Consider the following 14,135-nt stretch of genomic DNA (forward strand, 5'->3'; position numbering starts at 1 on the left):
TTAACGTGGTCCTTTTTCATGAGCGATTGCTTCAACTTCACGGATTGCTTCTTCGGTCAATTGATCCAGTTTGTTATTGGCAATGTAGGAATACACACCACACAAGAGAAACGACAAAACAATGATGCCCAGACCGAGTGGAATACCCCACGTGGTCACACCACCTGAAAGTGAAGACAATAGAAACTCTTTGTTATAGCCGACCAAAAGCATGAAGCCGACATAAACGAATAACATGATTGCCGTAAGCGTCCAGCTAAGACGACTTTTCTTGGCAACCATTTCTTTGAATTTTGGATTTTGTAGAATGCGATCTACTTGTACCTCATCCATAATTACTCTCCTGAAGCCCAACCTTGGGCCGACTATTTTTTAATTCGAATTATCACTGTTGCAAATTAACAATAATCGTAGGTGCTTGTAATTTAGACTTTGGTCGTTAAAAAATGATCAATTTAAACTGTAGCGTTCACGATGCGTTATCATAGCGGCATGCTCAGTACACATCAGGCTATATGAACAGTTGGCTCATCATAGGGGTACTCGCCCTCTATATCGCATTACTCTTTATCTGCGCTTTCTACGGGGAAAAACATGCCAGCCGGCTGAGTACCCGTGGGCGCATGCTATTGTTTAGTTTAACTTTAGGAGTGTACTGTTCCTCCTGGACCTTTTATGGCGCCACAGGTGCTGCGGTACGTGAAGGGATTATTTTCCTGCCGATTTACTTAGGCCCACTGCTCTTCGTTGCTGTCGGCTATGACATCTGGCGCCGTCTGGGACGGGTGAGACAGCATCATGCCATTTCTTCAATTGCCGACTTTGTCGCAGCACGCTATGGTAAAAGTGGTCCCCTCGCCTCGCTGGTAACTATTCTGGCAGTGGTGGCGATTGTGCCCTATCTGGCCTTGCAGTTACGTGCCATTGCCCTGAGTGCCGCTGTCATTCTGGAACCATCTGCCGGAATTGCCAACACCACCAATGGGGTGCTGTTTTTGACCGGTGTACTGGCCATTCTGGCGATGATCTTTGGCACCCGGCAGATTGCCAATACTGAACAGCATGGCGGTCTGATGCTGGCCGTGGCCTTTGAATCCTTTGTCAAGCTCTTTGCCCTGCTGGCAGTCGCCTGTTTCTTTATGTTTGAAGCACCAGGAAATATGGCACAGATCAGCACAGATATCAGTACCACCTTCCGTGATGTCCAGCTGTTTGGGGTTCCGCAAAGTTTCTGGGTTCAGACCTTGCTGGCAGCCCTGGCAGTTATCTGCCTGCCACGCCAGTTCCATGTGGCAGTGGTGGAGCTGCGTGATGAAAAACATATCCGCGGTGCACGGCGCTGGTTTGCGGTTTATCTGATTCTGACCACGCTGGCGATTATTCCGATTGCCAGCTGGGCATTGCATGCGGCGCCGCAATATCTGGCAATTCCAGATGTGGCGGTCCTGTCCTTACCCCTCAGCTATAATCAGGACTGGCTCACTTTATTGGCATTCTTGGGCGGCTTTTCCGCATCTACCGGGATGCTGCTGGTGTCTTCTGTGGCACTTTCCATCATGCTCAGTAATGATCTGATTATGCCAGCGCTATGGCGTTTGAAACTGATTTCCCGACATGATAAACGCTTGCCGCTGGTACTGAAATTTACCCGCCGGATCTGTATTCTGGGCGTGATGTTAATGGGCTTCCTGTTCTTCAACTTCTTTAATGATATTGATCAGCTTTCTGTTTTTGGCCTGTTGGCCTTTAGTGCGGTAGCACAATTCGCCCCTGCCCTGATCGGTGGCCTCTACTGGCGCGGTGGTAGTAAGCAGGGCGTATATGCGGGTCTGTTGACCGGTTTTGCCTTGTGGTCCTATACCCTGCTATTTCCCACCATTCTGCGCAGCCTGCCAGAAGCCTATCACCGCTTTAGCCAAAATCTGCTCACTAACGGCCCTTTTGGCTGGAACTGGTTACGTCCTGAAGCGCTGATCGGTTTCGAATCGTTTGATCCGCTGACGCATGGGGTGGTCTGGGCACTGGGCCTGAATACAATCCTATATATTTGGATCTCGCGGATTTTCCGTCCGAGTATTGCCGAACAGATTCAGGCTGAAAGTTTCTTCTATTATGAAACCAAGCCACTGCCATCGCAGAGTCCCTCAACTGAAGTCAGTTATTCGCATCAGGATGTGGCGCGTTTAAAAGTCGGCGATCTGATTACCCTGGCCAAGCGCATTACCGGTGAAGGGCCCACTACCCGCGCTTTTCAGCAATTTTGTACCCAAAACAGTGTCGAACTGAATGAAAATAGCAGCGCCAATGGCATGTGGTGGCGTTTTACCGAACAATATCTGGCCGGTACCATCGGGGCAGCTTCGGCACGTACCCTGCTGACCACGGCCATGGTCAATAATGGCCTGGCCTTGGGTCAGGTCGCCAACATTCTCGATCAGGCCTCGCAATGGCAACGTTTTAACCAGAATCTGATCATGACCATGATTGATCACATGACCCAAGGGGTCAGCGTAGTCGATGAAAACATGTGTCTGGTGGCCTGGAATAATCAGTATCTGAAACTGTTCGATTATCCGACCGATATTGTCTATGTCGGCTGTCCAATCGCAGATCTGATCCGTTATAACGCCGAACGTGGTGAATGTGGGCCGGGTTCGGTCGAAGAACATGTCCGCAAGCGTATTCACTGGATGCAGGTCGGCAGTGCCCATGAATTTGAACGGATTCGTAAAGATGGCCGGGTCATTCAGATGCGTGGTAATCCGATCGAAGGGGGTGGTTTCGTTACGACTTTTGCCGATATTACTGCCTTCCGTGAAAATGAAGCCGTCTTGGAAGCCCGGGTTCAGGATCGTACCCAACAGCTGGCAGATGCCTTGTCCGAACAGCAACTGGCGCGTGAACAGGCCGACAAAGCCAATATGTCGAAAAGCCGCTTTATTGCCGCCGCCAGTCATGACCTGTTGCAGCCGATGCATGCGGCGCGTCTGTTCAGTACTGCCTTGGAACAAAGCGTGCAAAATGACGAAGACCGCAAGACCTTGCAGCAACTAGATCGTGCCCTGCATGGTGCAGAAAGCATGCTGTCTGCGCTACTGGATATTGCCCGACTGGAAGGCGGTACCATTCAGCCGAAACGTCAGGCCTATCCGCTACATGACCTGCTCAGTGATCTGGAACTGCAGTTTAAATCCATTGCGGCACAACGTGGCATTCAATTCAGTGTACATGATGCGCAGTTCTGGATTGATACCGATCCACAGTGGATTCGCCGGATTATCCAGAACTTTGTCAGTAATGCGCTGCGTTATACCGCCAAAGGTAAAGTGATGGTCGGGGTCTTACGCTCCAGTACCAAACCGAATCATATCCGCATTGGCGTCTGGGATACCGGACCGGGGATTGCCGAAGAACAACGTATCAAGCTGTTTCAGGAGTTTGAACGTTGCGGCCATACCTCTCCATGGGGTGAACAGGGCCTTGGACTGGGTCTGGCCATCGTACAACGCATGACCAGCATGCTGGATTATCCTGTGCATGTGTATTCGGCGCTGGGCAAAGGCTCCTGTTTTATGATTGAAGTGCCTGTCATCGCAGCACCCAAAGTCGTCGCTGCACCTGTTCAGGCCGTACCACTAAAAACCAAGGCGTTTAAAATCCTGTGTCTGGATAATGATGAAACCATTCTGGAAGGGATGGCGACCTTGTTGAGCAAATGGGGTTATCAAGTCTTTAAAGCCACCGAACCAGAGCAGGCATTGAGGCTGATTCAGCAGGAAAATATTCAGGTCTGGCTGGTCGATCAGCATCTCAATCAGAACAAGATCGGTTTAGACTTTATTCTGGAACAGCGCCGCAATGATGTTCCGGTGGCGCTGATTACTGCCGATTCCGATCCGGAATTGCCACAGCGCCTGAAAGAGCTGAATATTGTATTGCTGAAAAAACCACTGAAACCTGCATCCTTACGATCATGGTTATCCGGACTGAAAATTTCTGATTCCTAAGATTGTATTGCATTCATGAATGCCCATTTTAAAGCTTAAAATGGGCATTTTTTATACTCAACTGCCACAGAAAATCACCTAGCTTGCATAAAATTTATTCTAATGTGCTAAAAGCAGCAAATATGCCGAAAATACAGCCGAATAAATTGACCAAAATGTTCATTTTCTAATTCACCATGGCAAAAAATGACCAATCTGTACCTGTACAGCAGTACACTTATTTACAATTAATTATCTATTTGTTTTAACTCATAATTAAAGGGTAATTTTCCAGCACTATAACTTTAGTCGTATTTTTTATCAGCTATGCTTGGCTCTAAAAATAGAGGAATAAGAAACGATCAGTTTCCATCTCATACATGCCTTGATTGTTTGGGTAGCTGATCTTTCTGCATATCGGAGTTCTTCACATGAACATAGATCAAAACCATGGCCTGAATCAGGCCCAGCAGTTCCACCGTCAATATGGCGCCAATGCCTTATTGCCAAGCATTGACTGGGCACAGATCTTTAAATACAGCAAGCTGAATGATGCCCAGTATCAGGCGCTGGAAACGCTGTATCAGAGTGCAGTCCCGCTGGCACTGCAAGTTTTTGATGAATTACATTTTGATGTCTTTGAACCTTATGCTTACAAGCCGCAAGGACTGGGTCTGTTTGAACGGATTGCCGAGCAGGAAGACAAACTGCTTCAGTCTTTAGAAGCTGAAACAGCGGATCTGCCGGCGCAAACTCGTCATCAGATCTGGAGCATGTTGCTGCGTGGTGGTGCCGTCCTGGTGTTTAAGGCCTGGCTGGGTAAAGTCAAAAACGAAGATAACTGTCTGGATACCAGCCAGTTTGACGAGCTGTCTGATTTACTATTTATTAAAACCTGCCCGCATGAGCTAGCGCAGCGTTTACATGTCGATCCGAACACGCGCGATGATCATATCTTCCTGATGTATGACAATGAAGTCTATCTGGACCGTTTTAACAGTCTGGAAACGGCTGCACTCTTTGTCGATCTGGGTGTTTATGATGCGACTTTCCTGAGCCTGCGAGATGATCGCGTGGCAGAGTATCTGAAATCCAAAGGTTATGTCACCGAAGATCAGATCGATGAATTGCAATGTGCCTTAAATCCATTATTCTGCGATGATTTCACCCGCAAGCAGGATTATATTGCTTAATATATGCATGCTTTTTCACTGAATTATTCAGATAAAAAAAGACCTCCAAGGAGGCCTTTTTCCATGCGGATATACAGAACTTACATTTTCCGGTCTTCAATATTCAGTGCATTAATGGCCAATACCGCTTGTGTCCGGTTTTGTACGCCAAGCTTACGGAAAATTGCAGTCACATGCGCTTTAATGGTCGCTTCTGATACGTCCAGTTCATAAGCAATCTGCTTATTCAGCAAGCCTTCGGCCACCATCATCAATACCCGGAACTGTTGTGGGGTCAAAGACTGGATCCGTTCCGCCAAAGCCGTTTCATCGGCAGCACGCGGGTCAAAGTTCATGTTGGCTGGCAGATTTGGCGGCAACCAGATCTCGCCTTCCAGCACTTCGCGAATCGCTTCACCAATATGGCTTGGATGGGCAGATTTTGGAATATAGCCCATGGCACCATGCGCAATGGCACGCTGGATAATACTGACTTCTTCATGCGCAGACACGACAATAATCGGCAGCGACGGATATTGCGCGCGGACGTGTACCAAGGCAGAAAAACCTGATGCGCCTGGCAAATTTAAATCCAGCAGCACAAGATCAGGCTCGGGGCCATTTTCTAGACGTTCATAAAATTCATTGACTGCCGCAGTTTCATGAATCTGGGCTTGTGGCAGGCTATAACGTACAGCCTGAATCAAGGCATGACGAAATAGTGGATGATCATCAACGATTAAAATATTCATAGGCAACGTGTGAGAGATCTTGGCACGGTAGACCCTATTCTAACCACACAACCCGGTTAAGGATATGCAAGACTCTACAATTTTTAAAATAATATGCAGTTTTTCTTCAAAATCACCATTTTTCGCGGTATTTCAATAATTATTTAATTCTCATCACTTTTTTATATATAACGTATTCCTAAATTAAAAAGCTTAGCTATATTCAATATAAATCTACATATCAAAAACTTATATTAAAATTAATGCTTATAAACCAGGCTTTTTTCATATATCGAAAAATCAGATAACTTTTCAGCTTTTCGTTATTTTACAGCCCGGCACTGAATCGGGATTAATAAGGACATTCCGAGATTACTCCTATTTTTTAGGTTCTAAACATGTCTAATTTTAATGCGCAAAAACCCTTAAATATTGTTGCCGTATCGGGTGGTTTAAATCATCCGTCTAAAACTGAAGCCTTGGTTCAGGCCATTATTGATGAACTGGGTGAAGCGACACCAATTCATGTACATTTTATTAAATTTAGTGAAATTGGTTCGCTCTTGGGTGGTGCGATTTATCGTAATCAATTACCGCAGCGCGTTCAGGATGATCTGGCCGCCGTCGAAGCTGCAGATGCACTGATTGTTGGTACACCCGTATATCGCGCTTCATTTACCGGCTTGTTTAAACATTTCTTTGATTTTGTCGAGCAGACTGCACTGGTCGATGTACCGGTACTTTTAGCGGCTTCAGGTGGTAGTGACCGACATGCGCTGGTGCTCGAACATCAATTACGTCCATTATTCAGCTTTTTCCAGGCTCAGACTTTACCGATTGGCGTGTATGCGACTGATCGTGATTTCACTCCTGAATATACCATTCACAGTGAATTGCTCCGCGATCGTATTACCCTGGCAGTAGCACGTGCCCTGCCTATTCTGGAATGGGCACCGGCCAAAGGACAACGTGCCGAAGTCATTAAAGCAAAAACCCAACAGGCCAACCAGAACTTGAGCATCAATAAACAAATCGAACAAGAAGAAGTCTTGCCCTCTGCGGCTGTACCAAGTCTGGATGCAGCAGAATCCCGCTTGCACAGTAAAAAATCAGCGCAAACGCAAGTTGCTTGATCAGCGATTTTCACTTCGAGGGTTGAAATATGTCACAACAGCAAATACAGCAAGACATCAAATTTGCATATTGGGTTCCGAATGTCAGTGGCGGTTTTGTCGTCAGTACCATCGAACAGCGTACCGACTGGAGCTATGAATATAACGTGCGTCTGGCACAAGCAGCAGAAAAAAGCGGTTTTGAATATGGCCTGACCCAGATTCGTTTTGCGTCAAGCTATGGTGCAGAAAACCAGCATGAATCTGTCAGCTTCAGTCATGCCTTGCTCGCACAAACCAGCAAGATCAAGTTAATTGCAGCAATTTTACCCGGGCCGTGGAAACCTGCGCTTGCGGCAAAACAATTGGCCAGCATTAACCAGCTCAGCAATGGCCGGATTGCGATTAACGTGGTCAGTGGCTGGTTCCGTGGCGAATTTGATGCGATTGGCGAAGCATGGCCAGAGCATGACCAGCGTTATGCCCGTTCAGAAGAGTTTATTCGCAGTTTGCGCGGAATCTGGAATACGGATCACTTTAATTTTGATGGCAAGTTCTATCAATTTAAAGACTATACCTTACGCCCACAACCGCTCCCGGATAAACCGGTCGAAATTTTTCAGGGTGGCAGTTCACGTGCGGCGCGCGATATGGCTTCACGTGTTTCAGACTGGTATTTCACCAATGGCAACACCCCTGAAGAGCTGAAAAAACAGATTGATGATATTCGCGAAAAAGCCCGGGCCAATAATCACACTGTAAAAATTGGGGTCAATGCCTTTATCATCGCACGTGATACTGAAGAACAAGCTAAAGCGGTGTTACAGGAAATTATTGATAAGGCCAATATCAAAGCAGTGAAAAATTTTGCTGAAGCGACACGTGAAGCCGGTGCCTCGACAACTGAAGGCGAAGGCAACTGGGCAAAATCAAGTTTTGAAGATTTAGTCCAGTATAACGACGGTTTCAAGACCAATTTAATTGGCACACCGCAGCAAATTGCTGAACGTATTGTAGTTTTAAAAAATATTGGAGTCGATCTGGTGCTTTCCGGTTTCTTGCACTGTGTTGAAGAAGTCGAATATTTTGGAGAAAAGGTGTTGCCATTGGTGCGTGAGCTAGAAGTACAACAACAGCAGGTTGTACAGGCTAAATCCGCTTAAATCTAAGTGGTGCTTATGCCCAAATATTATAATAATGACGGCACATTGCAAATTTTCCCCTCAAGGCTCGGCTTGAGGGGTTTTTTATCCGGACAGAAACCAAGCAGTCCAGTAAAGCGCTAGCCGGATTTAGCTTTCCTGCCTACAATGGGATGCAATTGCAAGAATAGACGTTTTAACTATGTATACCGGTATTGTCCAAGGCCTGGAACAGGTCATCGAGATTCGCAAAGGCGATGGTTTTATTACCCTGTTGGTCAGTGATCAGCACGGCTTTTTTGCAGATGTGTTTATTGGCGCCAGTGTGGCAGTAAATGGTGTCTGTCTCACGGTGACCACGATTGACCGGGCGCAGAAACAGATTCATTTTGATATTTCCAATGTCACCTTGGCGCTTACCACCTTGAAAGCCTTAAAAATTGGTGATGAAGTGAATATTGAACGCTCTGCCAAAGTCGGTGCAGAAAACGGTGGACATAATCTGTATGGCCATATTGAAGGCAGGGCTAAGGTCATCCAGATTGAAGCTCGCGGTGAAACCCTGCATATCGATTTACAGATTCCAGAGGGTAATATCAAGTACTTCTTCCTAAAAGGCTTTATTGGGCTAAATGGCTGCAGCCTGACCGTGAACCGTGTCGATCGTGCCCACAGTGAAATTTCGATTGACCTGATTCCAGAAACCTTGCGTCTGACCACCTGGAAGCACATCCAGGTGGGCGATACAGTGAATTATGAAATTGACCAGATGACCCGTACTTTGGTGGATACTCTGGAAAATATTTATCAAGCCAAAGCTTAATGGTATAAAGAGACTGGTACGTGCAAAAATCAGTCTCCTATCATATTAATATTTTAATACTATTCCATCGGTAGCAGATTGCCTAAAATGCAGGCTAACTCCCTGATTTAAGAAAGTACCATGCATCTGATCTGGTTTCGCCAAGACCTTCGAATTCAAGACCATGCCGCTTTGTGGCATGCCACTCAACAAGGCCCCTGTGTGGCTTTGGTGGTGCTTTCTCCTGAGCAATGGCAGTTACATCAAGATGCGCCGATCAAAATCGATTTTTATCTGCGACGGCTACAGGTTTTCAAACAGCAACTAGAACAACTGAATATTCCTTTAATTGTGCGAGAAGTCGGCTTGTGGCGTAATCTTGCTGATGAGATGTTAGCACTCTGCCAAAACTTGCAGATTGATAGTGTGCATGCACATATTGAAGTTGGGGTCAATGAACTACAGCGTGATTTCAAGGTTCAGCAACGACTGGAACAGCAGCAGATTCGGGTCGAGCTGTATCATGATCGCACCCTCTTTCCATTGGCGAGTATCCGCAATCAGTCCAATCAACCCTATCAAGTCTATAGTGCCTTTAAGAAAAAATGCTATGAGCGGCTGATTCTCGATGTGCCTTCTGCTTATCCTGTGATTGCGTCTCAGGACTTGCTCGAATTGCCTGCAGAGCTGACACATTTTGATCTGGAAAAGTTTGCGGGTCGCTATTCAATAGAAAATTCTGAAAAACTTTGGCCCGTAGATGAAACTCATGCCCTACAGATGCTGGATGATTTTATCGAAGACCGCTTAAGCAGCTATCAAACAGATCGTGATATTCCAGCGCTTAATGGCACCAGTCAACTCTCGCCTTATTTAAATATCGGCATTCTCTCGATCCGCCAGTGCATTCAGGCGCTGTTTAAACAACATCATGGCTATTTCCAGATCGATGATCTCGGTCAACAAACCTGGCTGGATGAACTGCTGTGGCGTGAGTTTTATCAGCATACCCTGTTCGATTTTCCCCGCGTTTCCAGACATCGCCCGTTTAAAGAAAATACCGATAAAATCCAGTGGCGGCATGCACCTGAAGATTTGGCAGCCTGGCAACAGGGCCAAACCGGGATCCCGATTGTAGATGCCGGGATGCGGCAGCTACTGGCCACCGGCTGGATGCATAATCGGGTGCGCATGATTACCGCAATGTTCCTGTGCAAAAACCTGCTGATCGATTGGCGTTTGGGAGAAAGCTGGTTCATGCAGCAGCTGATTGATGGTGATCTGGCAGCCAATAATGGCGGATGGCAATGGTGTGCTTCGACGGGTATGGATGCGGTGCCTTATTTCCGGATTTTCAATCCGGTCAGCCAGTCACAGAAGTTCGACCCGAATGGGGATTATATCCGTCAGTGGGTGCCTGAACTGGCGCATCTAGATGCCAAAAGCATTCATGAACCCTACGCCAAAAACCCTGACCGTGAACTGGACTATCCAAAACCGCTTGTGGATTTAAAATCTTCCCGTGTCCGGGCAATCGAGGCTTTTAAGCAGCTTTAAAAAAGACCCGTCATCTTAAAAATAATAAAACAGCTTCTCATATAGAGGCTGTTTTATTATTAGGATCAGGAATAAAAACTTGGATCAGGCACTTTTCCGGTCAGCACCCATTCCCCCACTTCCTGATATTTATAATCCACCGGATCATGCAAGGTTTGAGTCCGAACATTACGCCAGAACCGGTCCAGATTCAGTTGCGCAGTCGTTGCCCGTGCACCCATGACCTGAAAAATATTCTGGGTGATATATAAAGAGCTATTGGTCGCGGCAATTTTGGCGGTGGCAATCGCAATCGAGACTTCACCACGCTGCTCGGCAGTCAGATCAGGGCCGATATTCCAAGCTTTCTGCAAGGTCTGAATGGCTTGATCTGCCAATAAACGCACGCTTTCCAGCTGCACATAAAACTCGGCAAAATGCTTTTGGGTAAAAGGATCATTCACTGCATGTTCAACCAAGGATTTTGACCAGGCTTTTTGGGTTTGTACGGTCTGTTTGGCAACTTCAAAAGCCCCTTCGGCGACACCGAGAAACATATGCACAAATATCAGCTGCGCAATCAATGGACGTAAACTGGAATACGGCGTACTCAGTGGCCCCGGATTGAGCAGCAATTCATCCCGGTGAATGTTGACCTGTTCAAAATGACTGGTGCCGCTGTCAGTCTGGCGCTGGCCCATATTGTTCCAGTCGCCTAGAAAGCTCACACCCTGTCGCTGGGTAGGAATCACGCCAATCAGCAATTTTCCTGCTTCGTTATAACCTGAACACAGCAACATATCCGAATCGATCGAACCAGAACAAAAGCTTTTATCACCATGGAAAATATATTCATGTTCTGAGACTTGAGTTGCCGTGGTACGACGATCCAGCGGATTGAGAGTATTGCCCCAGAACAGATTATTTTGGACAGTCTGTGCAAACCATTTGCCATATTGCTCGGGTTGGGAAAATAGCTGTACGGTGGCAATCAATAAATGATGAAATCCATAAATATGCGCCAGAGAGCTATCGACCTGCGCCAGGGTCTGAATGGTTTTAAAAATTGTCCGCCAGTCTGCACCCTGTCCACCATAGGCAACAGGAATAGACAAGCCGAGCAGACCACTGTTACGGATCAGGTCTCGTTCATGCTTGGGATTACCGCCCTGCTTGTCTCGCACTGCGGCAGTTTGGGCAAATTGTTCTGCCAGTTTCTGGGCAATATCGACAGGAGATTGATCTAAATATGGTGATCGTACATTCATTATTTTAACTCATGTTCAGCATGTGGGCAGCTTAGCAGATCAAGACGTTGCGCTATATTCGAAAGCATGCAGAGCTTATTCCTGATCTAAAAATACCGGCTGCGTGCAGCCGGTATTTTGCTTGTGGACTTTAGCTATTTAACGAGGATTGGCTTGTACTTCTGCAATCAGATGATCCACCACTTGTGGTTCAGCCAATGTCGAGGTATCGCCCAGGCTATCCAGCTCATTGGCTGCAATCTTTCTCAAGATCCGGCGCATGATTTTCCCTGAACGGGTTTTGGGCAAAGCGGGTGCCCAGTACAGTGCATCGGGTGTCGCCACTGGCCCCAAAATCTTGCGCACCCAGCTCACCAGTTCAGCACGCAATTCATCTGAACTGGTCACGTCGGCCTGTAAGGTGACAAAGGCACAAATTCCCTGCCCTTTAATGTCATGCGGCATACCCACCACAGCAGCCTCAGCCACTGCTTCATGCGCCACCAGCGCACTTTCAACTTCAGCTGTGCCTAAACGGTGTCCGGACACATTCAGCACATCATCGACCCGGCCAGTAATCCAGTAATAACCGTCTTTATCGCGACGCGCGCCATCTCCGGTAAAATAAGTACCCGGATAAGTCGAGAAATAGGCTTCGATAAAACGTTCCGGATCACCCCAGATGGTTCGCATCTGGCCCGGCCAGGAATCTTTAATCACCAGATTGCCTTCAGCTTCGCCTTCCAGCTCCTTACCATCCGCATCGACAATCGCAGGTTGTACCCCAAAGAAAGGCCGTGTTGCAGAACCCGGTTTCAAATCAGTCGCGCCTGGCAATGGCGTAATCATAAAACCGCCGGTTTCCGTCTGCCACCAGGTATCAATGACGGGACAGCGACTTTCACCGACCACGGTGTAATACCAGTTCCAGGCTTCAGGATTAATCGGCTCACCCACCGAACCTAAAATTCTCAGGCTGCTGCGGTCACTTTCCCGCACAAAGGCATCGCCTTCACGCATCATGGCGCGGATGGCTGTCGGTGCGGTATAGAGAATGGTGACGTTATGCTTATCGACAATGTGTCCGGTACGCGCCCAGCTCGGATACTGCGGAACACCCTCGAACATAAGAGTCGTGGTGCCATTCGACAGGGGGCCATACAGCACATAGGAATGTCCGGTAATCCAGCCGACATCTGCGGTACACCAAAAGATATCATCCTGTTTGATGTCAAACACTTCGCGGAAACTGCAATTCACATAAGTCAAATAACCGCCCGTGGTATGCATCACGCCCTTGGGCTTGCCGGTCGAACCTGAGGTATACAGGATAAATAGCGGATCTTCGGCATTCATCGGTTCCGGTGGGCAAATGTCATTCACCGACATGATTTCCATGTGATACCACAGGTCGCGCCCCTCTTGCATTTCAATCGGGTTGCCGGTGCGATGCACCACTATTACATTTTGAATGGAGTCTGTACCAGCCAGTTTCAGGGCTTCATCAACATTGGCTTTCAGCGGAATCGGTTTCCCGCCACGCATACCGGAATCGGCCGTAATCACCATTTTGGCCTGACAGTCTTCAATCCGGCTGGCCAGAGAATCAGGTGAAAATCCACCAAATACCACGCAATGCACCGCCCCGATGCGTGCGCAGGCCAGCATGGCAATCGCGGCTTCAGAGACCATGGGCATGTACAGCATCACCCGGTCGCCTTTAGCAATGCCATTTTTTTTCAGCACATTGGCGAAACGGCAGGTTTCGTCATGCAACTCGGCAAAAGAAATAATCTTGTGCCGTGAAGGATGATCCCCTTCCCAGATAATGGCCGGCTTATAGGGATGTTCTTTCAGATGACGGTCCAGACAGTTGGCGCTGACATTGAGCTGACCATCAGCAAACCATTCAATTTTAAAATTGTCGGGATCGAAACTGGTATTTTTGACTTGGGTAAAAGGCTTGATCCAGTCCAGACGTTGTGCCTGTTCTGTCCAGAATGCTTCTGGCTGCTCGATGGAATGTTGATAACGTTCGAAATACTGGTCTTCAAGCGTGCGTGCTGTTTTTTTAAAATCTTCGGGTACTGGATAGATCTCTTGCATATGTCACTTCCTTGATTTTGTTCTATCTCATCACGAGAGGTTAATGCTGTGTTGTTGATTGTTTTTTATGCATAATGGCAGTATGGCCTGCTTATTTCGAATCCGGCAATCATGCTTTCGTCGTAGATTATTTATTCAAATTCAAACAAAATAAAGCATAACTTACAGTACAGAATAGGACTTACGCACTATTATTTATAGATTCTCTGTGGTAGCAGATGATTTTTATCGAGAATAAAGTCATCAATGAAGTTTTTGATAACTGGTCTAAATAATTTCTTCTGCCAACGATATACATTTT

General features: G+C 47.0%; 10 protein-coding genes and 1 pseudogene. 6 read left to right on the forward strand and 5 right to left on the reverse strand.

Annotated elements, in window-relative coordinates:
• A complete protein-coding gene (locus FTU40_RS13280) occupies positions 1 to 333 on the reverse strand; it encodes a DUF485 domain-containing protein (RefSeq protein ID WP_004890697.1) in 333 nt (110 codons plus the stop codon).
• Between the two features lie 182 nt (positions 334 to 515).
• On the opposite strand from FTU40_RS13280, the gene FTU40_RS13285 reads away from it, so the two are divergent.
• Together FTU40_RS13285 and FTU40_RS13290 are read left to right on the forward strand one after the other, a co-directional pair.
• A complete protein-coding gene (locus FTU40_RS13285; protein WP_074383882.1) occupies positions 516 to 4,007 on the forward strand; it encodes a PAS domain-containing hybrid sensor histidine kinase/response regulator in 3,492 nt (1,163 codons plus the stop codon).
• A gap of 410 nt (positions 4,008 to 4,417) precedes the next feature.
• Positions 4,418 to 5,179, forward strand: coding sequence for a hypothetical protein (locus FTU40_RS13290; protein WP_005095093.1), 762 nt, complete (start codon positions 4,418 to 4,420; stop codon positions 5,177 to 5,179).
• A gap of 80 nt (positions 5,180 to 5,259) precedes the next feature.
• Here the strand turns inward: FTU40_RS13290 and FTU40_RS13295 are convergent, their stop codons facing one another.
• Positions 5,260 to 5,910 carry a response regulator transcription factor gene (locus tag FTU40_RS13295; RefSeq protein ID WP_004281370.1) on the reverse strand — a complete coding sequence of 217 codons (651 nt, stop codon included), beginning with the start codon at positions 5,908 to 5,910 and terminating at the stop codon, positions 5,260 to 5,262.
• A 377-nt stretch (positions 5,911 to 6,287) separates the two neighbouring features.
• Between FTU40_RS13295 and msuE the strand changes: the two genes are divergently transcribed.
• The 4 genes from msuE to FTU40_RS13315 all read left to right on the forward strand — a co-directional run bounded on the left by msuE (position 6,288) and on the right by FTU40_RS13315 (position 10,502).
• The gene (gene msuE / locus FTU40_RS13300; protein ID WP_005095088.1) at positions 6,288 to 7,022 is read left to right on the forward strand and encodes an FMN reductase; all 735 of its coding nucleotides are present in this window, start codon (positions 6,288 to 6,290) and stop codon (positions 7,020 to 7,022) included.
• A 29-nt stretch (positions 7,023 to 7,051) separates the two neighbouring features.
• Positions 7,052 to 8,164 carry a dimethylsulfone monooxygenase SfnG gene (gene sfnG, locus FTU40_RS13305; protein WP_180041153.1) on the forward strand — a complete coding sequence of 371 codons (1,113 nt, stop codon included), beginning with the start codon at positions 7,052 to 7,054 and terminating at the stop codon, positions 8,162 to 8,164.
• A 181-nt stretch (positions 8,165 to 8,345) separates the two neighbouring features.
• On the forward strand, positions 8,346 to 8,966 hold the full coding sequence (locus FTU40_RS13310; RefSeq protein WP_100329499.1) for a riboflavin synthase subunit alpha: 621 nt from the start codon (positions 8,346 to 8,348) through the stop codon (positions 8,964 to 8,966).
• 120 nt (positions 8,967 to 9,086) lie between these two features.
• Complete coding sequence (locus FTU40_RS13315; RefSeq protein WP_100534522.1) at positions 9,087 to 10,502, forward strand: deoxyribodipyrimidine photo-lyase; 1,416 nt, start codon at positions 9,087 to 9,089, stop codon at positions 10,500 to 10,502.
• Between the two features lie 65 nt (positions 10,503 to 10,567).
• Here FTU40_RS13315 and FTU40_RS13320 read toward each other — a convergent pair whose 3' ends face one another.
• From FTU40_RS13320 to FTU40_RS13330, 3 genes and pseudogenes are all read right to left on the reverse strand, one after another.
• Positions 10,568 to 11,749, reverse strand: coding sequence for an acyl-CoA dehydrogenase family protein (locus FTU40_RS13320; RefSeq protein ID WP_180041155.1), 1,182 nt, complete (start codon positions 11,747 to 11,749; stop codon positions 10,568 to 10,570).
• A gap of 138 nt (positions 11,750 to 11,887) precedes the next feature.
• Positions 11,888 to 13,834, reverse strand: a complete 1,947-nt coding sequence (gene acs / locus FTU40_RS13325) for an acetate--CoA ligase (protein WP_074383876.1) — start codon at positions 13,832 to 13,834, stop codon at positions 11,888 to 11,890.
• 191 nt (positions 13,835 to 14,025) lie between these two features.
• Positions 14,026 to 14,135: pseudogene (locus tag FTU40_RS13330) on the reverse strand (IS701 family transposase); the annotation flags it as partial.

This window comes from Acinetobacter sp. YH12100, from assembly GCF_013419135.1.
Lineage (GTDB): Bacteria > Pseudomonadota > Gammaproteobacteria > Pseudomonadales > Moraxellaceae > Acinetobacter > Acinetobacter pseudolwoffii.

Excerpts from the sequence above, each read along its gene's own strand:
- FTU40_RS13280 (WP_004890697.1), bottom strand. The coding sequence starts at position 333 with ATGGATGAGGTACAAGTAGATCGCATTCTACAAAATCCAAAATTCAAA.
- FTU40_RS13285 (WP_074383882.1), top strand. The coding sequence starts at position 516 with ATGAACAGTTGGCTCATCATAGGGGTACTCGCCCTCTATATCGCATTA.
- FTU40_RS13290 (WP_005095093.1), top strand. The coding sequence starts at position 4,418 with ATGAACATAGATCAAAACCATGGCCTGAATCAGGCCCAGCAGTTCCAC.
- FTU40_RS13295 (WP_004281370.1), bottom strand. The coding sequence starts at position 5,910 with ATGAATATTTTAATCGTTGATGATCATCCACTATTTCGTCATGCCTTG.
- msuE (WP_005095088.1), top strand. The coding sequence starts at position 6,288 with ATGTCTAATTTTAATGCGCAAAAACCCTTAAATATTGTTGCCGTATCG.
- sfnG (WP_180041153.1), top strand. The coding sequence starts at position 7,052 with ATGTCACAACAGCAAATACAGCAAGACATCAAATTTGCATATTGGGTT.
- FTU40_RS13310 (WP_100329499.1), top strand. The coding sequence starts at position 8,346 with ATGTATACCGGTATTGTCCAAGGCCTGGAACAGGTCATCGAGATTCGC.
- FTU40_RS13315 (WP_100534522.1), top strand. The coding sequence starts at position 9,087 with ATGCATCTGATCTGGTTTCGCCAAGACCTTCGAATTCAAGACCATGCC.
- FTU40_RS13320 (WP_180041155.1), bottom strand. The coding sequence starts at position 11,749 with ATGAATGTACGATCACCATATTTAGATCAATCTCCTGTCGATATTGCC.
- acs (WP_074383876.1), bottom strand. The coding sequence starts at position 13,834 with ATGCAAGAGATCTATCCAGTACCCGAAGATTTTAAAAAAACAGCACGC.